Genomic DNA, 21,116 nt, shown 5'->3' with positions numbered 1-21,116 from the left:
AACACACAAGTCAGGGCGCCAGCTTAGCAGTCCGACGCAACGGTGCGCATCACCGTCTCCCGGGGCAGGTCAAATGCCTCAACCACTTGCACCACCAGGTCCAGTTCCTGGTTCAGCGCCTCACGTTCCAGGCGCTGGCGAATCACGCCAACCACCAACACCGCCAACGTAGTGATCGAATACGCCGGGCCGGAAAACGCCCGTACGCCGCTGACCAGCAACATCGCGGCCGCCAACGCCTGGCCCACCACTGGAATCGCCGTGGCGGCACCGCGGCGCAGCATAAACCCGGTGAGCCCCGCCAATGCCGTGCCGCTCAAGGCGGTAGTGGCCGTACGGCCCATGTCGAGACGCTTGAACACACCCTGCTCTTTTTGCATCGCGGCCTTGAGTTCGGCGTCGAACGCCTGTCGGTCGGCACCGCTGAGGTTGTCCTGGTACTGCTTGAGGAGTTTTTCCGCGACCTGCGCTTCGATATCCGCCAGGGCCACGCTGGCCAGTGGCTCGTCGAACTTGATGCCCAAGCGTTGCGCCACCGCTTCGGCGATCTGACGATAGGCCACGCCATGACCACGGGCCAGGTTCATGAAACTGTCGCCGCCCATGCGCTGCAACTCGATGGCGAGCTTGCGCGGTTCGCGTACGCTGGCATCAATCGAGGCACTGCGCTTTTGCGCCATCAGCTCGGCGAGAAACTTCAGCTCATCCGGCCGCGCCTGCATCAGCATCGGAAACAGATCGACATCTTCTTCGGCAAAACGCGCTTCACTGCTGCGCAGGTCGGCGCGGATCAGGCCACGGCGCTCCTGCAGCAGGTCGGTGTACTGCACCACCGTGCGCAACTGCGGCCAGTAGGCGGCATGGTCGAAGCTGGCTAGATGCACGTTGGTGACCTTGGCCTTGAGTGCCGGCGTTACCGCAATCGCATAGCGGCCGATGCAACGCTCGGTATCCGGCTTCATCGCCAGTGCCCAGTCCTTGCTTGAGTAGCAATTGATCAGCCGCCCCTTGAGCGGTGCCGACACCGCTTCCCAAGGGCTCGACGTACAGATCGCCCCGCCCATCAGCAGCACATTATTCAATGGCAGTTCATGGGCGGTTTCAGGGTTGGCGAGCACACTCTTGACCAGGATCCGGGCGCCGAGGGAGTGGCCGATCAGGTTGATCTGCCGCACCTGGAGCGATTCGGCGTGCAGGTAGCTCGCCAGCTCGGGCAGCAAGGTCCTGGCCACTTCATCGACCCGCGCCTCGACACTTTTGTAATGGTCGAGAAAGTAGGCGATCGCCTTGCCCACACCCACCGTCGCCGCGCCCAGGCCACCGCCGCCGAGCATCGAGGCGATCACCTCCTTGAACGGGGCAAACAGGTTTTCCAGAAAGTGCCCCGCCGGCCAGAACAACATCAGGTTGGTCGAGCCTTCAATGCCGGCCAGTTGTTCCTTGAAGCCGGCCAACTGCTGCTGGCTGAAAAACGCCGAATAACCGTGCACATAGAGATTTAGCACGTCCCCCTGAGGCTCGCCACACAGGACGAACGTAGGCTTGCGGGTGCGGTGCATTTCATCCCACTGCTGTTGCATGGGCCGGTGACTCCTGGTGACAAGGGGCGGCCATGGTAACAAAGAGCCAATCAAGCCGAGATGAAAACCACAAGCATCGCGACGCCGGACTGGTTCAGCGCGCGAAGTTGTCGATTTTTACCTGGCCATCGGGAAACGTCGCGATAATTTCCAGCTCTCCCCCCATCGCACGTATGTAGTCGCGCAATGTGCTGATGTACATATCGGTGCGACGCTCCATTTTCGAGACCGCCGCCTGATTGATATTCAACGCCTTGGCCAGGCTTTCCTGGCTCAGTTGCTGCGCCTTGCGCAGCTCATGCAGGGGCATCTCTTTCAGATGCTGTTGAAAAAGCTGCTCGGCATCGGCACGCGACTCGGGGGTCATGCGCGCCTTGAGATCAGCGAATTTTTTAGCCATGGGTACGGCCCTCTTTGCGCAATGTTTTCAAATGGATGTCATACAGCTTTTCCGCCACCGGTACGTGCACGTCGTACCAACGATGCTGTGCGGTTTTATCGCCACCTATCAGCAGGACTGCGCAGCGCCGGGGATCAAAGGCATACAGCACCCGATATGGACGACCTGCATGCTGTATACGCAGTTCGCGCAGATTACCGTGGCGAGAGCCTCTGATATCGCTGCTGTGGGGAAAACCAAGCCCCGGGCCGAGCAGGCCCAGCAGATCCACGCTGGCAGCAACCGAAGCTTGCTCATTCTCACCCAAGTTGCCCCACCACTCGCCGAATTCATCCGTGTATTCAATGTCCCATACCATGCAAATATGCCACCCAAGGAATATAAACTCAAGAGCATGAATTTAGGTACAGAGGTGACGAGTCTGCCAGCCGAGCATCGGGAGAAAGTGTTTGTAGATTCTTCAGCTTCCACGAAAAGCAAACATCCGCAGCCGCCGAAATCCGCCAGATAACAGCCACATTCATTGACCTGTGCATCAAAAATACAAGTTTCAAAATGTGAAAACACGCTCTAATAGGGCCCTTTCCCTCGCCCTTGAAAGCGTCAGCATCTGATTCAAGCAAACAATGGAGTTCGCAATGCCCCATGAAGGCAACCTGTTACAAGCAGCCGTGGTGTTCCTGTTCGCCGCCGTGCTGGCCGTGCCGTTGGCCAAGCGTCTGCAACTGGGCGCGGTGCTGGGCTATCTGTTCGCCGGGGTGATCATCGGCCCCTCGGTGCTGGGCCTGATCGGCAATCCGCAAAGCGTGGCGCAGTTCTCTGAGCTGGGCGTGGTGCTGTTGCTGTTTATCATCGGCCTGGAGCTTTCGCCCAAACGGTTATGGGTGATGCGCAAGGCGGTATTCGGTGTCGGCCTGGCCCAGGTGCTGCTGACCGGGCTGGTGATGGGCGTGATAGCGCTGTGGCTGTTTGGCCAGTCCTGGAACAGCGCGATTGTGCTGGGCCTGGGCCTGGCGCTGTCCTCCACCGCGTTTGGTCTGCAAAGCCTGGCCGAGCGCAAGGAACTCAACCAACCCCATGGGCGCCTGGCCTTCGCGATCCTGTTGTTCCAGGACATTGCAGCGATCCCGTTGATTGCCATGGTGCCGCTGCTGGCCGGCAGCGATCATCCGACCACCGAAGCCCAGGGCGTGCAGCACGTTTTGCAGATTCTCGGCAGTATTGCCGTGGTGATCATCGGCGGGCGCTACCTGCTGCGACCGGTGTTTCGTATCGTCGCCAAGACCGGCCTGCGTGAAGTCTCCACCGCCACCGCGCTGCTGGTGGTGATCGGCACCGCCTGGCTGATGGAGCTGGTGGGCGTGTCCATGGCCCTCGGCGCGTTCCTCGCCGGGCTGCTGCTGGCGGACTCGGAATACCGCCACGAACTGGAATCCCAGATCGAACCGTTCAAGGGCCTGCTGCTGGGGCTGTTTTTTATCAGCGTGGGCATGGGCGCCAACCTCAGCCTGCTGCTCAGCACACCGCTGGTGGTGATCGGCCTGACCTTGCTGTTGATCGGTTTGAAACTGCCGCTGCTGTACGCCGTGGGGCGCATGGTGGGCGAACTCAATCGCGAAAGCGCTCTGCGCCTGGGCGTGGTTTTGGCGGCGGGAGGTGAGTTCGCCTTCGTGGTGTTCAAGATCGGCCGCGACCAGGGCCTGTTCGAACCGCACCTTTATGATGTGCTGGTGTTGACCATCACCCTGTCCATGGCCGTGACCCCGCTGCTGCTGTTGGTGTGCCCGAAGCTGTTCAAGTCCAAGGCCAAGCCGGTGGACGTGCCCGAGGAGTACCGCGCTATCGAAGGCGACGCGCCGCGCGTGGTGATTGCCGGCATGGGGCGAATGGGCCAGATCGTCGCGCGAATCCTGCGCGCACAAAACATCTCGTTCATCGCCCTCGACACCTCGGTGGAAACCATCGAACTGACCCGCAGTTTTGGCGGTATGCCGGTGTTCTACGGTGACCCGCAACGCCCGGAAATCCTCCACGCGGCCAAGGTCGACCAGGCGGAATTCTTTGTGATCGCCATGGATGATCCGCAGATCAACATCAAGACCGCCGAACTGGTGCGCAACCTCTACCCGCACATGAAGATCATCGCCCGCGCGCGTAACCGCCAGCATGTCCACCGCCTGGTGGACCTGGACGCCTCACCGGTGCGTGAAACCTTTTACTCCAGCCTGGAGATGAGCCGCCGTACCCTGGTCGGCCTCGGCCTGAGCCAGGCACAGGCCGATGCGCGCATCGACCGCTTCAGGGCCCACGACCAGCAAGTCCTCGCCGCCCAGCATGCGGTGTACGACGATGCGGCCAAAGTCATGCAGACCGCTCAGGAAGCCCGTGCAGAACTGGCGCGCTTGTTTGAGATGGACCGGCTTCAGGAAGAGTCCGACAAGGTATGAGGCTGCAGATGAACGATATTGCGAATTTTCTGACAGAATACGCCGCAATTTCGTTCATCTCTGGAGCGCTTCATGGCCACCTTCACCAAGACTGCACTGCTGCTGGCCCTCGCGCTTACCGCCAGCAGCGTGTTCGCCGCCGCCAAACCGGCCACGCAAACCCTCTCCACCCTGGGCGGCAAGTTCACCTTCAGCCTGCCCAAGGCCTACACCGCCGACGCCCTGCCCTCCGGCAAGGCTGAAGACGGCACCGCCGATACCCAAGGCACCCTGTACGCCAACGCAACCACGAAAAGTGTGGTGATCGTCGCCGAAACCGTACGTAACGATGGGGTTTCAATCCAGGACAACGACGCCAAATTTCTCGATGGCGCCGTGAGCGATTTCGTCAAGAACCAGAGCGCCGCCCTGCCCGACTTCAAGAAACTCGGCGAGAAAAAACTGACCTTCAAGGGCCTTGGCCTGCGCCAGGTCGACAGCACCGCCAGCCAGGGCGGCGGCAAGACCCTGAACTCCACGTTCCTGGCTGGCTCGGGCAATCACCTGCTGGTGATCCAAGCGATTTCGCGGGCGGATGATGTGAAGGGGCATGCGGCGCTGGTGAAGCAGATTACCGGTGGCAAGTAAGCCAATCTCCCAAGCGACATAAAACCAATGTGGGAGGGGGCTTGCTCCCGATAGCGGTGAATCAGTCGATACATCTGTGACTGAAATACCGCCATCGGGAGCAAGCCCCCTCCCACATTTTTTACGGTGTTTACCGCAGGCTCTTCTCCAGCCAAGCCTTCAGGTCCTGGATTTCCGCCTCGCTGATCGTATGGTTCATCCCCGGATACCCGTGAAACTGCGGCTTCAAGCCAATCCCTTCCAGCACCTCGTTGGCCCGCGTTCCCGAGGCATAAGGCAGCGCCTGGTCCAAGGTGCCATGGCCGATAAAGATCGCCAGCTTGTCCAACGCTTCATTCGGTTTGAGCTCGGCCTTGAGCACCGGCAACACGCTGCCGCTCAGCGCCGCAATCCCTCGCACCAGCTCGGGCCTGCGCAAACCCACCTCATAGGACATGATCGCCCCCTGGCTGAACCCTACCAGGAACACCCGGTCAGGCTCGGTGTGGTACTTGGCGGTGGCTTTGCCGATAAAGTCTTCGAGCAGCCTGGCGCTGCTTTGCAGGTCGGCCGTCACCCCATCGTAATCACCGTCGCCGGGGGTTTTGGTAAACCAGCGATAGCCATGCGGCTCCACCGGCATCGGCGCGCGCACCGACAGGTAGGTCCAGGTGGACGGCAGCGCATCCTTGATGCCGAACAGGTCTTCCTCATTGCTGCCAAAGCCATGCAGGAAAATCACCAGCGGTTGGTTGCGTGCATCGCCCTGGGTCTGTTCCAGGTACGACAACGGCAAGTCGGTATGCAGGTCGGAATCCGCATGGGCGGCACTGGCGAGCAAGGTCAGCGCGAGAGCGAGCAGTTTGAACATGGGATCTATCCCTCAGGGTTTGCGCAACAAATAGGTGTCCATGATCCAGCCATTGGCGAGCCGCGCGGCCTTGCGCACTCGTTGGATTTCTTGCGCGACCTCACCGACTTTGCCGCTGATCAGGATTTCATCCGGCGTGCCCAGGTAGGCGCCCCAATAGATATCCAGCTCCTGATCCGCCACGCTGCGGTAGGAGTCTTCGGCATCGAGCATCACCACCAGGGTGTCGGCATCACTCGCCTGCCCCGCCGCCAGGCGGCGCCCGGTGGTGATTTCAATGGACTTGCCGATACGGTTCAACGCCACCTTATGCTGGGCCGCCAGGGCCTGCACGCTGGTAATACCGGGGATCACCTCGAACTCGAATGCACAGCGCCCCTCGGCAAGGATCGCCTGCAAAATGCGGATAGTACTGTCGTACAACGCCGGGTCACCCCAGGCCAGGAACGCCCCCACTTCGCCGTCGGCCATGTCCTCGTTGATCATGCGCTCGAAGGTCTGCTGCTTGTCGCGGTTGAGGTCGCGCACGGCGGTGGTGTAGTCGATATCACCGCGCACGCGCTCGGGGCAGTCGGCCTCGACGAAGCGGTAGCCGGGCCTGGTGATGTAGGTTTCGCAGATTTCACGGCGCAGGTCGATCAGCTTGTCCTTGCTCTGGCCCTTGTCCATCAGGAAAAACACGTCGGTGCGGTTCAGCGCTTTCACGGCCTGCATCGTGATGTAGTCAGGGTTGCCGGCGCCAATGCCGATGATCAGGATGCGTTTCATGGGTTGCTCTCATTGCGGGGCATGGATTTTGCCATGATCGTGGGCTCAGGCATAAGTTTCCAGGCGCAGGCGCCAGACCGCGTTGAAGCGCAGTTCGGTGCGCGACAGTGGTTCTACGTCGATCCGGTAGAACATTGAGGCCGGGTACTGCATGACGTACAACAGCGCGGCACGGATCACAAAGGGGTGGGTCACCGCCAGCACATGCCCTGGCTGGTTTTCCAGGGCCTTCATCCACTGCCCGACCCGCGTGCACAGTTGCGCCACCGATTCGCCGCCATGGGGCGCATGGGCGCTGTCGGTGAGCCAGGCATTCAGCTCAGCGCTGTCGAGCGCGCGCAGGGCCTGGCCTTTCCAGTGCCCAAGATCGACGTCGCGCAGAGCCGGTTCGATGCCCGGCCGTTCGCCGAACAAACCCGCCGTCTGCCGGGTTCGCGCCTCCGGCCCGCAGAGCAGGCGCGCCGTCTCGGGGTAACGGCCTGCCAACGACAGCGCCGCGCCCTGCCAGTCCATGACCAGCGATTCGTCATTGGCAAAGCGCGCCTGTTTTTGCGACGGCGTGGCCGCATGGCAGATCAGGGTCAAACGGGTAGCCTGCACGCGATTCATTCCGAAGGGATGAGGCTGCCAAGCCTGGCGCAGTCAGCGCGCCGATGCAACGCCTCAGGCCAACGCAGCCCCCGCAGGCGCCGCCACCGGGCTGGCGCTGGCCACGAAGTCGTCCTTGCGCAGCAGCACCAAGGCGATCAACGACACCACTCCGGTCGCCACATAGAAGTACCAGGGCGAGGTAATGTCGCCGGTCACCTTGATCAGCCAGGTGGAGATCAGCGGCGCGCTGCCGCCAAACACCGCCACCGGCACGTTATACGCCACGGCGATGCCGGTGGAACGGATGCGTGTGGGCAGCAGTTCGCTCATCAGCGCATAGGTGGACGAAGCATAGAGGCCGAACAGAATCGCCACCGCCATCAACGGCGCAAAGAACGTTGTCGGCGTTGCCGTCGGGGCCATTTTGAACAGCCAGAACATCGCCAGGGTCGCCAGCGTGCCGACCACCATCAGGAACGGCTTGCGCCCGTATTTATCGGTGAATGCGCCACCGAACGGCATGACGAAGGCCGCCGAAAAACTGGCGACGAACACATAGAGCAAGGTGGTGCCGCTGTCGAACTTGAGGATCTTGGCCATGTAGGTCGAGGCGAAGGTCAGCACCAGGTAAAAGATCGAGCTGTGCAAGGTGATGATGAAGAACACCAGGGCGATGGCACGCTTCCACTGCCAGACCTCGCGCAGGGGCGCACGGGAAGTTTGCCCGGCACGTTGCAAGGCCAGGAACTCAGGGCTGTCTTCAAGCTTGAGGCGGATGTACATGGAGATGAAGCCCAGGGGCGCGGCGATCAGGAACGGCACGCGCCAGGCCCATTCCTGCATGACGTCGGCGCCCAGCACCCAGGTCATGCCGTTGGCCACAGCGCCGCCCAGCAGCAGGCCGAGCACCGCGGTGACCATCAGCCAGCAGGTGGCAAAGCCGCGTCGGCCAGGGCCGGCGTATTCGGAAATGAAGCTGGTCACCGTGCCGATCTCACCGCCCGCCGAGAAGCCTTGCACGCAGCGCACCAGGATCAACAGGATCGGGGCGACGATGCCGAGGGTGGCATAGGTCGGCAGCAGGCCCAGCATTACCGTGGAGCCGGTCATCATCACCAGCGCCATGATCAGGGTTTTACGCCGGCCGATCTTGTCCGCCAGCGGGCCGAAGAACAGCCCGCCCAACGGGCGGATGAAGAAGCTCAGGGCGAACGCGGCAAAACTGGCCAGCAGGCTGGTGGTGGGGTCGTCGGAAACGAAGAACGCCTGGCCGATATACACGGCAAGAAAGCCGTAGACGCCATAGTCGTACCACTCGATCAAGTGGCCGGAGGTGGCACCGAGAAACGCGCGGCGGCGTTTGCGGACGGTGTCTTGCGCGTGATTGCCCATCGGGGGGGACTCCTTGTCTGTTGGTCGATCCGTGCTAAAGCGCGGCGATAGTCGCTGCTTTCAACCACTGCCGCAAGTCGGTCTTGAGGACCTTGCCGTAGCTGTTCTTGGGCAAATCGCTGCGCCACACATATTTTTTCGGTTTTTTGAACGAGGCCATGCGCGCCACAAACCATGCCGTGAGCTCGCCTTCGTCGAGGGGCTGGCCGCTGCGCGTCACCACAAACGCCACCACCGACTCGCCCCATTGCGGGTCCGGCTCGCCCACCACGCACACTTCGAAGACCTCGGGATGCTGGGCCAGCACCTCCTCGACTTCGCGCGGGTACACATTGCTGCCGCCGCTGATGATCACGTCCTTGGAGCGATCCGTGAGGGTCAGGTAGCCGGCGGGGTCGAGAAAGCCGATATCACCGGTGAGCAGCCAACCCTCGACCAGGGTGTCGCTGGTGGCCTGCGGATTGCGCCAATAGCCTTGCATCACCGTGGCGCCGCGCACCGCGATCTCACCGCGCTCGCCGGTTGGCAACGGTCGGTGGCGGGCATCGAGAATGCGGATTTCCACGCAGGCTTGCGCGTAGCCTACGGACGCGGCCAGGGTCGCCCAGTCGGCGCGATGGCGATCGGCGATCAGCCCACGGGGCAACACGCTGATGGTCATCGGGCTCTCGCCCTGGCCGTAGATCTGCACCAGGCGGGGGCCGAACGTATCGACGGCGTCGCGCAAGTCGGCCAGGTACATCGGGCCGCCGCCGTAGACGATGGTCTTGATGCCTTCGCCGTGATAGCCCTGCTGCCGTGCCTGCTCGACCATGCGCTTGACCATGGTCGGCGCGGCAAACAGTGAGACGCTGCCCAGCTCTGCCGCCAGCCCGAACAACTCGGCGGCGTCAAAACCGTTGGACGCCGGCACCACATGCCGCGCGCCGCAGCGTACGTGAATAAAGTTGTAGAGTCCGGCGCCATGGGACATCGGCGCGGCGTACAGCGCGGCATCGGCGGCGCTGGCCGGGTCGACGTCGGTGGCGTAGCACAACGACATGGCGATCAGGTTGCCATGGGACAGCATCACACCCTTGGAACGCCCGGTGGTGCCGGAGGTGTAGAACAGCCAGGCAAGGTCGTTGTCCTGGCGCGGTACCGGTTGCTCCAGGGTTGGCCAGCCCTGGTTCGGTGGCAGCACGTGACCGTCGAGTTCCGTGCAGCGCGCAGGCAAATCCCGCGATGAAAACACCCGGCCGCCATCGGTAAAGATCACGCGTGCTTCGGCGTTATCCGCGATCCATGCCGCCTCGGTCGGGTGCAACTTGGCATTGATCGGTACCGCCACCGCGCCCATCCACCAGATGGCGTAGAGCAACTCCAGATAGTCGCAACTGTTTTTCATCAGCACCGCCACCGCGTCCCCTGGCTGCAAGCCGTGCTGGTCGACCAGATGCGCGGCGCGCTGGCGCACATGGGCGGCGAACGTGGCGTAGTCGGCCACTTGCCGGGCGCCGTCGAACATGGCCGGGCGTTGCGGGTCGCGACGCTGGGTGTCGTGCAGCCAATTGGCAATGTTCATGGTTCAGTACCGACGCGCGTGCAGGACCGAAGCGTAGTTGGCCACCGCCATGCCGCCCATGTTGAACACCAGGCCGAACTCCGCGTTGGGCACCGCCAGGCCAATCGGCTCGCCGGTCAATTGCCGGAATGCCAGGGCATGCATCGAAACGCCGGTCGCGCCGACGGGATGGCCCTTGGCCTTGAGCCCACCGGAAAGGTTCACCGGCAAGCGCCCGCCCGCACGCACCACGCCGCTGTCGAGCACACGGTGCCCCTCGCCCTTAGGCGCCAGGCCCATGGCTTCGTAGATCAGCAGTTCGGCAATGGTGAAGCAATCATGCACCTCGGCGAAGCTCAGGTCGGCCAGGGTCACATTCGCCCCGCGCAGCGCCGAATGAATCGCCCGCTGCGGGCCTTCAAACGCCAGGATGTCGCGCTGGGCGATGGGCAATGTGTCGTTGACCTGGGTCATCGCGCGAATCTGCACATCGCGGCGAAACGCCCGCGCACGCTTGGGTGACGCCAGCACAATCGCCGCAGCGCCATCACTGATCAGCGAGCAATCGGTGAGGCGCAGCGACTCGGCCACGAACGGGTTGCTCTGGGACACGTTATTGCAGTGCTCGAAATTCATCTCGCGGTGCATCTGCGCCAACGGGTTGGCCATGGCATTGGAGTGGTTCTTGGTGGCAATCGCCGCCATCGAGCCCAGCGGGCAATGGTAGCGCTCGGCGTACTGGCGAGCGGCGCGGCCGAACAACTGCGGGAAACTCAGGCCGGCTTCGGCCGCATCATTCTGGTAACCGGCGCCGGCCAGCGCCTGGGTAACGGCGGCCGTGGAGGTATGGGTCATTTTCTCGGCACCCACCACCAGCACCAATTCGGCGCTGCCGGAGAGAATCGCATTGACGCCGGCCTGGATCGCCGCCGAACCGGATGCACAGGCGTTCTCGCAGCGGGTGGCCGGCTTGAAGCGCAGCCCGGGGTCGGCCTGCAGCAGCAACGACGCGGCAAACCCATCCGGCACCAGCCCGGCATTGAAATGGCCGAGGAACAGCGCGTCGATCTGCGCCGCATCAAGGGCGGCATCGCTCAAGGCCTCACGCGTGACCTGAACAATCAGATCTTCCAGCGTGGTGCCTTCCAAGCGACCAAAACGCGAATGACCAGCGGCAACGATAGACACGCAATCAGCAGGCATAATTAATTTCTTCTGTTCTTGAACCGGACTTTCCCTACAATGACCCACCTCTGGTCGCGGGCCAATTCGTGTAACTACTTACATGGATAAGTAGTCCGCCAGTCAGTTGAACAACGAGGCAGGATGCCCATGACCGTGATTACCCCGCCATTCCAGAACCTTGAACGCCTGGCGTTCAAGCTGTCCCCCGCGCCGCAGCTGGTCACCAGCAACCGCGTGATCATCGACTGCAACGACGCGTTCCTGAACCTGTTCGGCTACACCCACGCGACGTTGGTCAATCAATTGACCCTGCTGATTTACCCGTCCCAGGCCGACTACCACGCCATCGGCAAGCGCAGCCATGAGTGGTTGCTCGACAGCGACAGCGGTTTTTATTCCGACGAGCGCTTCATGCAGCATCGCAATGGCGAGGTGTTCTGGGCCAGGTCCCATGGCTACACGCTCACGCCCAGGGATCCGTTCAAGTTGATGATCTGGCACTTCGAACGGTTGGACCGCACCCATCAGGGCACAGGAGACCTTACGCCGCGGGAGCGGGAGATTGCCATGCACATTGTCAATGGGCTCAAGTCCAAGGAAATCGCGCTGAGATTGGGGATTTCGCATCGGACGGTGGAGGTGCATCGGGCGCGGTTGATGAGGAAGTTGCAGGCCAAGACGGTGGTGGAGTTGGTGTCCAAGATCATCATGGTGGCTTGAGGTTGGCCGGGATTTTTTTGGAATTGACCGAGTACATATCCGTTGCTGCGGTAACGGCTGCTATGGGTTCCGCCCTTACGGCGTCTCACTTTTGAAAAGCGCAAAAGTAAGCAAAACGCTCTTGCCCCACCACTCGGCACCTCGCTCACGCTCGGTGTGCCCGTAATCCGACAATGATTTGGGGGGGCCGCCGCCCCGCGCCATCCATGGCGCGGGGCGGCTAAACCGGCATCCCTGCCGGTTTACCCCCTAATCACTATCGGATTCCGGCCAGCGTGGTTTAACGGGGCGCTTAAGATCAAAAGCAAAATCTAAAGCAAAGCGAGGCGGCCTTAGAGCCGACCTGGTCGGTGAAGCGCGCGCAATGGCTCAGCCAATCAATAACCTGTGGCGAGGGAGCTTGCTCCCGCTGGACTGCGTAGCAGTCCCAGTCTTAAAGAGCAGGGCCGCTTCGCGCCCCAGCGGGAGCAAGCTCCCTCGCCACAGTACGGCGCTGATTCTTGCCTATCTACGATGCGAAGCGAGTCGCTCTTGCTTTTGATCTTGATCCCGGTCGCCCCGTTAAACCACGCTGGCCGAACGCAGGCTTGAATCCGTGGGTAACCCGGCAGGACGCCGGGTTAGCCGCCCTGCGCCAAGGATGGCGCGTGGCGGCGGCCCACGGATTCAAGCCTGCGTTCGGGCACACCGAGCCTAAGCGAGGTGCCGAGAGGTGGGGCGAGGACCTTTTGGTTACTTTTGGGTCCTTCCAAAAGTGACACGCTGTAAGAGCGGAACCGCCAGCAGCCACGATCTAAATAACGGATATGTACCCGGTCACCCCCACCCCAGCACAGTCATCAGGCCACTCGACTCTCCTTCTTCAAACTCTCCATATCAATCACAAACCGATACTTCACATCCCCCTTGAGCATCCGCTCATACGCCTCATTGATTCCCTGGATATCAATCATCTCAATATCCGAAACAATCCCGTGCTTGGCACAAAAATCCAACATCTCCTGGGTTTCCTGAATCCCACCAATCAACGACCCCGCCAAACTGCGACGCTTGAAGATCAAATTAAACACCGCAGGCGACGGATGCGGACTGTCCGGCGCACCCACCAGCGTCATCGTGCCATCACGTTTGAGCAGGCTGATAAACGCATCAAGGTCATGGGGCGCAGCCACCGTATTGAGAATAAAGTCCAGGCTGTTGACCACCTTGGCCATCTCATCGGCATTCTTCGACACCACCACCTGATCAGCGCCCAAACGCAGCCCATCTTCACGCTTGTTCGGCGAAGTGGTGAACAACGTCACATGCGCCCCCATGGCGTGGGCAATCTTCACCGCCATATGCCCAAGCCCGCCAAGGCCGACCACTCCGACCTTCTTGCCTGGGCCGACCTTCCAGTGGTGCAGCGGCGAATAGGTGGTAATCCCGGCACACAGCAACGGCGCTACCGCCGCCAGGTTCGAATCATCGTGGGAAATGCGCAGCACGAACTGCTGCTTGACCACGATGTTGTCCGAATAGCCGCCGTAGGTGTTCTCGCCACCGAACAGCGGGCCGTTATAGGTGCCGGTGAAGCCGTTCTCGCAATACTGCTCCTCGCCCTCGGCACAGGATGCGCACTGCTGGCAGCTGTCGACCATGCAGCCGACGCCCGCCAGGTCACCCACCTTGAATGTCTTCACATTGGCGCCGACCGCCGTCACACGCCCGACGATTTCATGGCCGGGCACCGACGGGTACAGGGTGTTGTTCCACTCGTTGCGGGCGGTGTGCAGGTCGGAATGGCATACCCCGCAATAAAGAATCTCGATCTGTACGTCATCCGCGCCGGGGGCGCGGCGCTCGAAGGTAAAGGGCTTGAGCGAATCCTTGGAGTCCCGAGCGGCATAGCTGTAAGTCTTGGCCATTTCGTTCACCTGTGTGATCTGACGGAAGAGTTCGGTGGACACGCCTGGCCGCTGAAACGTTCAACCGAGCACGTCCATACAATTCCCAATGGCGCCTGCCCCCTAACCTCACGGCTTTCGAACCCGTAGAAGCGCTGGAGAATGGGCATGCGTAACAAAGCAATCAAGGTATCCGTAGCATTGACGCTGTTGGCAAGCGCCATGATGAACAACGCTTTGGCAGCCACCCCAAGCGTCGCCGTGGCGCCGCAATACGACACCAGCCACGTGTATGTGGCGCCGGCCGATGTCGACCGTTTCGCCCAGAGTTTCCTGGCTACCTTCGGCGGCAAAAGCACGCCCCAGGTGGTGGTGAATGTGCTGCCGGTGCCGAGCAGCACCACTTCGCAATTGCTGCAGACCCCGGCGGGTACAGTCTCGTTGTTCGGTTTCACCACGCCCGTGCCGCATCCGTTCGGCCAGGAACGCAACGGCTATCTGGTCAAGGACATGGACATAGCCCTCAAGGCGGCGCGGGACAATGGCGCCGATGTGATCGTCAGCGATTTTCCCGACCCCATCGGCCGTGATGCCGTGGTGCAGTGGCCGGGCGGCGTCAACATGCAGCTCTACTGGCACACCAAGGCCCCGGACTACGCGGCGTTCGAGGCGGTTCCGGAGAACCGCGTGTATGTGTCCAATGACAGCGCCGAGCGCTTTATCAAGGCGTTCCTCGGCTTCTCCCACGGCAAAATAGTGAACGACGACAAGCACGCTCCCGCCGCTGATGTCGGCCAAGCGGGCGGCGAGTACCGTCGCGTCGAGATCGAGTCAGCCTTCGGGCGCATGGCGGTGCTGGTTACCAATGGCCATCTGCCCTACCCGTTCGGCCACGACACCACCGGCTATCAAGTCAGCGACCTGGCCGCCACCCTCGGCAAGGCCAGCGGGTCTGGCGCTAAGGTGCTGGTGCCCGAGTTCGACAGCAAAGGCCGGCGCAGTGCAATGGTCGAATTCCCCGGCGGTTATGTCGCGGAAATTCACCAACTCACCGCGAAAAAATGATCCGGCACACAGGCTGGAGCCTGGCCGTGCTGTGGCCGCTGCTCGTCGGCAGCGTCCACGCCGACGATTCACCGAGCCGACCGGCGATCAAGGCCAATCGCTGGCAGGAAGACTGGTCGGTGCTCAAGAATCCGGCGCTGCGCACGCAGCCGCTGGACACCCTCAAGTACATCCCGCTGTCGGGCGCCAACCCGTTCACCTACCTGTCTCTGGGTGCGACCTTGCGCGAGCGTTTCGAGATGAATGACGCCAGCGGTTTCGGCGTGAAAGACGTGGCCCGTGATCGCTACCTGATCCAGCGCTTCCAGGTTCATGCCGACCTGCATTTGAATGAACACTGGCGCGTGTTCACCCAGCTCGAGGACGTGCGCGCCTATGACAAAACCACCCTAGGCGGCGCCGATCAGAACCGCGTGGATTTGCGCCTGGCCTTCGCCGAATACGTGAACACCTTCAGCAGCGGCACGTTCAAGAGCCGTATCGGTCGCCAGGATTTTGCCTTCGACTTGCAGCGCTTCATTTCGTCACGGGACGGCCCGAATGTGCGGCAGTCGTTCGATGCGTTGTGGGCCGACTGGGAAACGCCGAACTGGCGCTTTATCGGGATCGCCAGCCAACCGGTGCAGTACCAGGATGGCCGGCATTTCGACGACAAGTCCAACAGTGACGCGCGTTTTCATATGCTGCGGGTCGAGCGCCTGGTGGGCGGCACGAATGAGCTGTCGGCCTACTACGGCGTGTATGAGCGCAGCGCGGCGCACTACCTGGACGCCGATGGCGACGAAACGCGCCAGCTGTTCGATGCGCGCCTGGGTGGCGCGGCCCAGGGCTTCGACTGGGACATCGAAGCCATGCTCCAAGGCGGCTCGGTGGGCAGCAAGGACATTCGCGCCTGGGCCGGCGGCAGCCGCACCGGCTACACCTTCGACAGCCTGGCGTGGAAGCCGCGCCTGGGCCTGCAACTGGACATCGCCTCGGGCGATCGCAAAACCGGTGACGGCACCGTCGGCACCTTCAACCCGCTGTTTCCCAACGGCTACTACTTTTCCCTGGCGGGCTATACCGGCTACAGCAACCTGATTCACGTCAAGCCGTCGATCACCGTCAAGCCGATCGCCAAGCTCAGCGTGCAAACCGCCATCGGCCTGCTGTGGCGGCAAACCACTGCGGATGCGGTCTACACCCAGCCCAGCGTGCCGGTCGCCGGCACTGCGGGCCAGGGTGAACGCTGGACCGGTGCCTACGGTCAGCTGAGAACCGACTACGCCTTCACGCCGAACCTGACCGGCGCGGTCGAAGCCGTGCACTACGCGGTCGGCCAGACCCTGCGTGATGCCGGCGGGCACGACAGCAACTACCTGGGCATGGAGCTCAAGTTCAGTTGGTAATTGAGGCAAGCACACCGATACAAGCCCGGCTTGTTTTTTTGGCGCAGGCTTTTCGCGATGTAACAAGGCGGATTTTTTACTCAGTCTTTTCATGCAGACACAGGAGTTTCAGATGAGCACATTCGTTGCCAAAGACGGTACCCAGATCTACTTCAAGGACTGGGGCAGCGGCAAACCCGTGCTGTTCAGCCACGGCTGGCCGCTGGATGCCGACATGTGGGAATACCAGATGGAATACCTGAGCAGCCGTGGCTTTCGCACGATCGCGTTCGACCGCCGAGGCTTTGGTCGCTCGGACCAGCCGTGGACCGGCAACGACTACGACACCTTCGCCGACGATATCGCCCAGTTGATCGAACACCTTGACCTGACGGACGTGACCCTGGTGGGTTTCTCCATGGGTGGCGGTGATGTGGCCCGCTATATCGCGCGCCATGGCAGCGCGCGGGTCGCCGGGCTGGTACTGCTGGGTGCGGTGACGCCGATCTTCGGGCAGAAAGCCGATTACCCGCAGGGCGTGCCCAACGACGTCTTCGATGGCATCAAGGCCGGCCTGCTGAAGGACCGCGCGCAATTCATCAGCGATTTCAACACGCCGTTCTTTGGCCTCAACAAGGGCCAGAAAGTCTCGGAGGGCGTGCTCACCCAGACCCTGCAGATCGCGCTGCAAGCCTCGCTGAAAGCCACCGTGGATTGCGTCACCGCGTTCTCCCAGACCGACTTCCGCCCGGACATGGCGAAAATCGACGTGCCGACCCTGGTCATCCACGGTGACGGTGACCAGATCGTTCCGTTCGAAACCACTGGCAAAGTTGCCGCCGAGATGATCAAGGGCGCGCAACTGAAGGTGTACAAAGATGCGCCCCACGGGTTTGCCGCCACCCACACCCAGCAGCTCAATGAAGACCTGCTGGCCTTCCTGAACCGCTGAGTAACCCCTGTGGGAGGGGGCTTGCTCCCTCCCACATTTGAATCACCTTTACTATTCAGGCCAATCGCTGCCCCAGCCGTAGGCTCCCCGGCCCCGCAATCAGAATGCTGGTGAAGATAATCATCAACAGCCAGCCAAACTGCCCTTCGAACAGCGTCCATTCCGGATGCACCACCAGCAGCGCGATCACCAGCACCGCCAGGATCGGCAGGCATGCCAGGCGCGTCCACACCCCCGCGATGATCAGCAGCGGGCACAGCACCTCGGCAAATATGGCCAGCAGTAAAGTGATCGGCGCGCCCAGGCGAAACGGGTCTTCGATCAGCTTCAGTTGTTCGCTGTAGTGCAGCAGTTTCGGCAACCCGTGCACCCACAGCAAAAACAGCGCCCCGCTGACCCGCAGGAACAACAGCCCGACATCTTGTTTTTTTGTTTCGTTCATATGCCACCTGTGTCCGTCGAAAATGACCGACCGCCAGTGTGGCCCTGGCCGCGACGATGGGCTTGCAGGCGTGTGCTGACCTTAGGTCGGCGACGCTGAAAAACCCGCAACGATTTCATCGATCACCACCCGCACCCGTGCGGTATGGCGCAGGTCGGCGTGGGTTACCAGCCAGACATCATAGGGCAACGGTCGCGTGCGCTGCGGCCACAGGCGGACCAGGCCGTCGCGTTCGCCGGTGTACACCGGAATCTCGCCGATGCCGATGCCAGCGGCAATCGCGCGGCGTACCAGCAGGCTGGAGCTCAACGCTGCCACAATCCGCCCGCGCCCCAACGGTTCGCATACCAGCGTCAAGTCTTTCTGGCTTTGCAGGTAGGGTTGATACACCACCAGGTCATGGCCTTCGAACAGGCTGCCGGGTTCCGGCACGCCGTGGCGGTCGATATAGGACTGCGCCGCGAACAGCCCCACCGGCCAGCGGGCGATGCGCCGGGCGATCAGGTCCGGATTGTCCGGGCGGATATTACGCACGGCGATATCGGTTTCACGCTTGGCCAGGCTGAGGAACTGGGTCGAGGCGTCCAGCTGCACGCGCACGTCCGGGTGCTGCTCATGCAGACGCGCGATGGCCGGGATCAGGAAGTCGATGGCCAAAGAGTCGGTGGTGCTGACGCGCACGGTGCCGGTGAGACGCTCATCCAGCCCTTGTATCTGGCGCTGCAACTCCAGGGCCGAACGCTCCATTTTTTCCACCGAAAGCAACGCGGCTTCGCCGACGGCGGTCAAGGCATAGCCCTCGGAAGTGCGCAGGAACAACGTCGCGCCGAGGGACTTTTCCAAGGCGTTGATCCGCCGCCCGACCGTGGCCTGGTCCACGCCCAGCACCCGAGCCGCGCCACGTAATGTGGTTTCCCGGCATACCGCGAGGAACACTCGCGCATCGTCCCAATTCATTAATACCTCCGCTGCGTAAACGCATCAACGCGCCGCAAATTCGCTGCATTATTGCATCAGCAATCCTGGCTATGCTGGGCGCCACAGAAAAATATCCAGGACCGCAATCATGCTGCACACACAGGCTTCATCCCGAAACGCCGTCTGGTTACCGATCTTCGCCGGGCTCTGCGCCAGCCTGGTCAGCATCGGCCTGGCGCGCTTTGCCTATACGCCGTTGATCCCCGCGCTGATCCAGGCCCAGTGGTTTTCCGCCAGCGACGTGGTCTACCTCGGCGCCGCGAACCTGGTGGGTTACCTGGTGGGCGCGCTGATCGGACGGCCCATCGCCCGAGCGACGTCCAACAAAACGGCGCTGCGCCTGATGATGGTGGCAGTGACCCTGGCGTTTTTCGCCTGTGGCTATCCGTTGTCGGTGCTGTGGTTCTTCGCCTGGCGCTTGCTGTCGGGCATCGCCGGCGGCGCGATCATGGTGTTGGTAGCGGCGACCGTGCTGCCGCATGTTCCGGCCCCGCGCCGTGGCGTGGCCAGTGGCGCGATTTTCCTCGGCATCGGCTTGGGCATCGCCGGCTCCGGCACAATCGTGCCGCCGTTGTTGAGTCTGGGCCTGCAGCAGACCTGGTTCGGCCTGGGCCTGCTGGCCCTGGTGCTGACCGCCGCCAGTTGGTTCGCCTGGCCCAACGGCACGCTGCAGGAGGCAACGCCGCCAACGGCTAAAGCGCCGACACCGGCAGCGGTGTACCTGCTGTTCGCGCAATACGCCTTCATGGCGGCAGGCCTGGTGCCGGCCATGGTGTTCCTGGTGGATTACGTGGCACGCGGCTTGGGTGCCGGGGCGCATGTCGGGGCGATGATCTGGGTGATGTATGGCCTGGGCGCCATCGTCGGGCCGGTGACCTACGGATTTCTTGCCGACACCCTCGGTGCCCGCTTGAGTATTCGCGTCGTGCTGGTGATACAGGCGATTGCATTGGGCTCGCTGGCGGTCTCCAGCTCGTTCGTGGCCCTTGCCGTATTGGCGCTGATCCTCGGCTCGTTCCCGCCGGGCATTGTGCCGCTGGCGCTGGCGCGAATCCACGAACTGATCCCCGAGCATCACTCGCAGCAAATCGCCTGGAGCCGGGCGACGGTGTCTTTTGCCACCTTCCAGGCGCTCGCCGGCTTTGCCTACTCGGCGCTGTTCAATGGCAGTGGCGGCCAGCATGGGCTGTTGTTCCTGATCGCGGCTGGCGCCATTGTGGTTGCACTGTTGCTGGAAGCGGGCATGATCTGGCTGAACCGTCGACCGCTCGCCACGGTCCCAACCCATACGCTCATCGTCACAGGAACCCCTTCATGACCCTGCCTCAAGAAATGACCCTGATCGAAATCACCGCTCCCGGCGGCCCCGAAGTGCTGCAACCGCGTCGTGCAGACGTACCGGTGGCCGGCCCGGGCGAGATCCTGATTCGCGTGCATGCGGCCGGGGTCAACCGCCCCGACGCCTTGCAGCGGGCCGGCAAGTACCCGATGAAACCCGGCATGAGCCCGATTCCCGGCCTGGAAGTGGCCGGTGAAGTGGTGGCGCTGGGCGAAGGCGTGGATCAATACGCGCTCGGCGATAAGGTCTGCGCCCTGACCAATGGCGGCGGCTATGCGCAGTTCTGCGCGGTGCCGGCCAGCCAGGCGTTGCCGATTCCCGAAGGCATGGACTGGATTCAGGCCGCTGCCGTGCCGGAAACCTTCTTCACCGTCTGGGCCAACCTGTTCGGTCTGGGCGGCGCCTGCAGCGGCGAACGCGCCTTGATCCATGGCGGCACCAGCGGCATCGGCACTACCGCCTTGATGCTCTGCCAGGAATTCGGTATCCAGGCCTTCGCCACCGCTGGCAGCGCCGAAAAATGCGCAGCAATTGCCAAGCTCGGCGCGCAGCCGATCAATTATCGCGAGGAGGATTTTGCTCAGGTCATCGCCGAGAAGACCGCCGGCCAGGGCGTTGATGTGATCCTCGACATCATGGGTGCCTCCTACCTCAACAACAACCTCAAGGCCCTGGGCATGGACGGCCATTTGGTGATGCTGGGCTTTCTCGGTGGCGGCAAGGCCAATGATGTGGACCTGTTGACCATTCTCGGCAAACGCGCGGTGATCACCGGTTCGCTATTGCGCGCCCGCACTCGCGAAGAAAAGGCCGCGATTGCCGAGCAGTTGCGTGAACATATCTGGCCGGTGTTGAGCGAAGGGCGCTGCCTGCCGATCATCGACAAGGTGTATGAATACACCGACGCTGCCCAGGCCCACGCCCGCATGGAAGGCGGGGACCATATCGGCAAGATTGTGTTGCGCGTCGAATAAACCCTTCACG

At 62.1% G+C, this 21,116-nt stretch carries 20 protein-coding genes; 8 read left to right on the top strand and 12 right to left on the bottom strand.

What is annotated here, in order from left to right:
* Positions 1-23 precede the first annotated feature (23 nt).
* From C4J84_RS11025 to C4J84_RS11015, 3 genes are all read right to left on the bottom strand, one after another.
* Positions 24-1,580: a DUF726 domain-containing protein gene (locus C4J84_RS11025; RefSeq protein WP_124435323.1), complete on the bottom strand. Its 1,557-nt coding sequence runs from the start codon at positions 1,578-1,580 to the stop codon at positions 24-26.
* Positions 1,581-1,674: 94 nt separating this feature from the next.
* Positions 1,675-1,980, bottom strand: a complete 306-nt coding sequence (locus C4J84_RS11020; protein ID WP_124419815.1) for an XRE family transcriptional regulator — start codon at positions 1,978-1,980, stop codon at positions 1,675-1,677.
* Positions 1,973-2,338: a type II toxin-antitoxin system RelE/ParE family toxin gene (locus C4J84_RS11015; RefSeq protein ID WP_124435322.1), complete on the bottom strand. Its 366-nt coding sequence runs from the start codon at positions 2,336-2,338 to the stop codon at positions 1,973-1,975. The genes C4J84_RS11020 and C4J84_RS11015 overlap by 8 nt, the downstream gene beginning before the upstream one ends.
* Before the next feature lie 280 nt (positions 2,339-2,618).
* Between C4J84_RS11015 and C4J84_RS11010 the strand changes: the two genes are divergently transcribed.
* Both C4J84_RS11010 and C4J84_RS11005 read left to right on the top strand, forming a co-directional pair.
* Entirely contained in the window at positions 2,619-4,427 is a 1,809-nt protein-coding gene (locus C4J84_RS11010; RefSeq protein ID WP_124435321.1) for a monovalent cation:proton antiporter-2 (CPA2) family protein, read from the top strand.
* Between the two features lie 72 nt (positions 4,428-4,499).
* Positions 4,500-5,054 (top strand): hypothetical protein, encoded by a 555-nt coding sequence (locus tag C4J84_RS11005; protein ID WP_124435320.1) that lies wholly within the window; start codon positions 4,500-4,502, stop codon positions 5,052-5,054.
* A 130-nt stretch (positions 5,055-5,184) separates the two neighbouring features.
* On the opposite strand, the gene C4J84_RS11000 is transcribed toward C4J84_RS11005, so the two are convergent.
* From C4J84_RS11000 to C4J84_RS10975, 6 genes are all read right to left on the bottom strand, one after another.
* Positions 5,185-5,904 (bottom strand): alpha/beta hydrolase, encoded by a 720-nt coding sequence (locus tag C4J84_RS11000; RefSeq protein ID WP_124435319.1) that lies wholly within the window; start codon positions 5,902-5,904, stop codon positions 5,185-5,187.
* A gap of 12 nt (positions 5,905-5,916) precedes the next feature.
* The gene (cobF, locus tag C4J84_RS10995; RefSeq protein WP_124435318.1) at positions 5,917-6,672 is read right to left on the bottom strand and encodes a precorrin-6A synthase (deacetylating); all 756 of its coding nucleotides are present in this window, start codon (positions 6,670-6,672) and stop codon (positions 5,917-5,919) included.
* 45 nt (positions 6,673-6,717) lie between these two features.
* Positions 6,718-7,272: a histidine phosphatase family protein gene (locus C4J84_RS10990; RefSeq protein ID WP_124435317.1), complete on the bottom strand. Its 555-nt coding sequence runs from the start codon at positions 7,270-7,272 to the stop codon at positions 6,718-6,720.
* Between the two features lie 63 nt (positions 7,273-7,335).
* Entirely contained in the window at positions 7,336-8,655 is a 1,320-nt protein-coding gene (locus C4J84_RS10985; protein WP_124435316.1) for an MFS transporter, read from the bottom strand.
* A 34-nt stretch (positions 8,656-8,689) separates the two neighbouring features.
* Positions 8,690-10,219, bottom strand: coding sequence for a class I adenylate-forming enzyme family protein (locus C4J84_RS10980; RefSeq protein WP_124435315.1), 1,530 nt, complete (start codon positions 10,217-10,219; stop codon positions 8,690-8,692).
* 3 nt (positions 10,220-10,222) lie between these two features.
* Positions 10,223-11,401, bottom strand: coding sequence for an acetyl-CoA acetyltransferase (locus C4J84_RS10975; RefSeq protein WP_124370443.1), 1,179 nt, complete (start codon positions 11,399-11,401; stop codon positions 10,223-10,225).
* Positions 11,402-11,530: 129 nt separating this feature from the next.
* Between C4J84_RS10975 and C4J84_RS10970 the strand changes: the two genes are divergently transcribed.
* Positions 11,531-12,103: a PAS and helix-turn-helix domain-containing protein gene (locus C4J84_RS10970; protein ID WP_124362504.1), complete on the top strand. Its 573-nt coding sequence runs from the start codon at positions 11,531-11,533 to the stop codon at positions 12,101-12,103.
* Positions 12,104-12,942: 839 nt separating this feature from the next.
* Here C4J84_RS10970 and C4J84_RS10960 read toward each other — a convergent pair.
* The gene (locus C4J84_RS10960; protein WP_124435314.1) at positions 12,943-14,010 is read right to left on the bottom strand and encodes an NAD(P)-dependent alcohol dehydrogenase; all 1,068 of its coding nucleotides are present in this window, start codon (positions 14,008-14,010) and stop codon (positions 12,943-12,945) included.
* Between the two features lie 147 nt (positions 14,011-14,157).
* Between C4J84_RS10960 and C4J84_RS10955 the strand changes: the two genes are divergently transcribed.
* The 3 genes from C4J84_RS10955 (at position 14,158) to C4J84_RS10945 (ending at position 17,373) form a co-directional block, all read left to right on the top strand.
* Entirely contained in the window at positions 14,158-15,054 is an 897-nt protein-coding gene (locus C4J84_RS10955; protein ID WP_124435313.1) for a VOC family protein, read from the top strand.
* Positions 15,051-16,442 carry an alginate export family protein gene (locus tag C4J84_RS10950; RefSeq protein WP_124435312.1) on the top strand — a complete coding sequence of 464 codons (1,392 nt, stop codon included), beginning with the start codon at positions 15,051-15,053 and terminating at the stop codon, positions 16,440-16,442. Before C4J84_RS10955 ends, C4J84_RS10950 begins: the two co-directional genes overlap by 4 nt.
* Before the next feature lie 112 nt (positions 16,443-16,554).
* Positions 16,555-17,373: an alpha/beta fold hydrolase gene (locus tag C4J84_RS10945; protein ID WP_124429393.1), complete on the top strand. Its 819-nt coding sequence runs from the start codon at positions 16,555-16,557 to the stop codon at positions 17,371-17,373.
* 55 nt (positions 17,374-17,428) lie between these two features.
* Here the strand turns inward: C4J84_RS10945 and C4J84_RS10940 are convergent, their stop codons facing one another.
* Positions 17,429-17,815 carry a DoxX family protein gene (locus tag C4J84_RS10940; protein WP_124435311.1) on the bottom strand — a complete coding sequence of 129 codons (387 nt, stop codon included), beginning with the start codon at positions 17,813-17,815 and terminating at the stop codon, positions 17,429-17,431.
* 81 nt (positions 17,816-17,896) lie between these two features.
* The gene (locus C4J84_RS10935; protein ID WP_124370437.1) at positions 17,897-18,772 is read right to left on the bottom strand and encodes a LysR family transcriptional regulator; all 876 of its coding nucleotides are present in this window, start codon (positions 18,770-18,772) and stop codon (positions 17,897-17,899) included.
* 109 nt (positions 18,773-18,881) lie between these two features.
* Here C4J84_RS10935 and C4J84_RS10930 point away from each other — a divergent pair, with 109 nt between their 5' ends.
* Positions 18,882-20,111 (top strand): YbfB/YjiJ family MFS transporter, encoded by a 1,230-nt coding sequence (locus C4J84_RS10930; RefSeq protein ID WP_124409622.1) that lies wholly within the window; start codon positions 18,882-18,884, stop codon positions 20,109-20,111.
* Positions 20,108-21,106, top strand: a complete 999-nt coding sequence (locus tag C4J84_RS10925; RefSeq protein ID WP_124435310.1) for an NAD(P)H-quinone oxidoreductase — start codon at positions 20,108-20,110, stop codon at positions 21,104-21,106. The genes C4J84_RS10930 and C4J84_RS10925 overlap by 4 nt, the downstream gene beginning before the upstream one ends.
* The last annotated feature ends 10 nt before the right edge of the window (positions 21,107-21,116 follow it).

It is taken from the genome of Pseudomonas sp. R11-23-07 (assembly GCF_003852295.1).
Taxonomy (GTDB): domain Bacteria; phylum Pseudomonadota; class Gammaproteobacteria; order Pseudomonadales; family Pseudomonadaceae; genus Aquipseudomonas.
This window is presented reverse-complemented; position numbering and strand designations above follow the sequence as displayed.

Coding starts and splice junctions, on each gene's coding strand:
- C4J84_RS11025 (WP_124435323.1), bottom strand. CDS start 1,580: ATGCAACAGCAGTGGGATGAAATGCACCGCACCCGCAAGCCTACGTTC.
- C4J84_RS11020 (WP_124419815.1), bottom strand. CDS start 1,980: ATGGCTAAAAAATTCGCTGATCTCAAGGCGCGCATGACCCCCGAGTCG.
- C4J84_RS11015 (WP_124435322.1), bottom strand. CDS start 2,338: ATGGTATGGGACATTGAATACACGGATGAATTCGGCGAGTGGTGGGGC.
- C4J84_RS11010 (WP_124435321.1), top strand. CDS start 2,619: ATGCCCCATGAAGGCAACCTGTTACAAGCAGCCGTGGTGTTCCTGTTC.
- C4J84_RS11005 (WP_124435320.1), top strand. CDS start 4,500: ATGGCCACCTTCACCAAGACTGCACTGCTGCTGGCCCTCGCGCTTACC.
- C4J84_RS11000 (WP_124435319.1), bottom strand. CDS start 5,904: ATGTTCAAACTGCTCGCTCTCGCGCTGACCTTGCTCGCCAGTGCCGCC.
- cobF (WP_124435318.1), bottom strand. CDS start 6,672: ATGAAACGCATCCTGATCATCGGCATTGGCGCCGGCAACCCTGACTAC.
- C4J84_RS10985 (WP_124435316.1), bottom strand. CDS start 8,655: ATGGGCAATCACGCGCAAGACACCGTCCGCAAACGCCGCCGCGCGTTT.
- C4J84_RS10980 (WP_124435315.1), bottom strand. CDS start 10,219: ATGAACATTGCCAATTGGCTGCACGACACCCAGCGTCGCGACCCGCAA.
- C4J84_RS10975 (WP_124370443.1), bottom strand. CDS start 11,401: ATGCCTGCTGATTGCGTGTCTATCGTTGCCGCTGGTCATTCGCGTTTT.
- C4J84_RS10970 (WP_124362504.1), top strand. CDS start 11,531: ATGACCGTGATTACCCCGCCATTCCAGAACCTTGAACGCCTGGCGTTC.
- C4J84_RS10960 (WP_124435314.1), bottom strand. CDS start 14,010: ATGGCCAAGACTTACAGCTATGCCGCTCGGGACTCCAAGGATTCGCTC.
- C4J84_RS10955 (WP_124435313.1), top strand. CDS start 14,158: ATGCGTAACAAAGCAATCAAGGTATCCGTAGCATTGACGCTGTTGGCA.
- C4J84_RS10950 (WP_124435312.1), top strand. CDS start 15,051: ATGATCCGGCACACAGGCTGGAGCCTGGCCGTGCTGTGGCCGCTGCTC.
- C4J84_RS10945 (WP_124429393.1), top strand. CDS start 16,555: ATGAGCACATTCGTTGCCAAAGACGGTACCCAGATCTACTTCAAGGAC.
- C4J84_RS10940 (WP_124435311.1), bottom strand. CDS start 17,815: ATGAACGAAACAAAAAAACAAGATGTCGGGCTGTTGTTCCTGCGGGTC.
- C4J84_RS10935 (WP_124370437.1), bottom strand. CDS start 18,772: ATGAATTGGGACGATGCGCGAGTGTTCCTCGCGGTATGCCGGGAAACC.
- C4J84_RS10930 (WP_124409622.1), top strand. CDS start 18,882: ATGCTGCACACACAGGCTTCATCCCGAAACGCCGTCTGGTTACCGATC.
- C4J84_RS10925 (WP_124435310.1), top strand. CDS start 20,108: ATGACCCTGCCTCAAGAAATGACCCTGATCGAAATCACCGCTCCCGGC.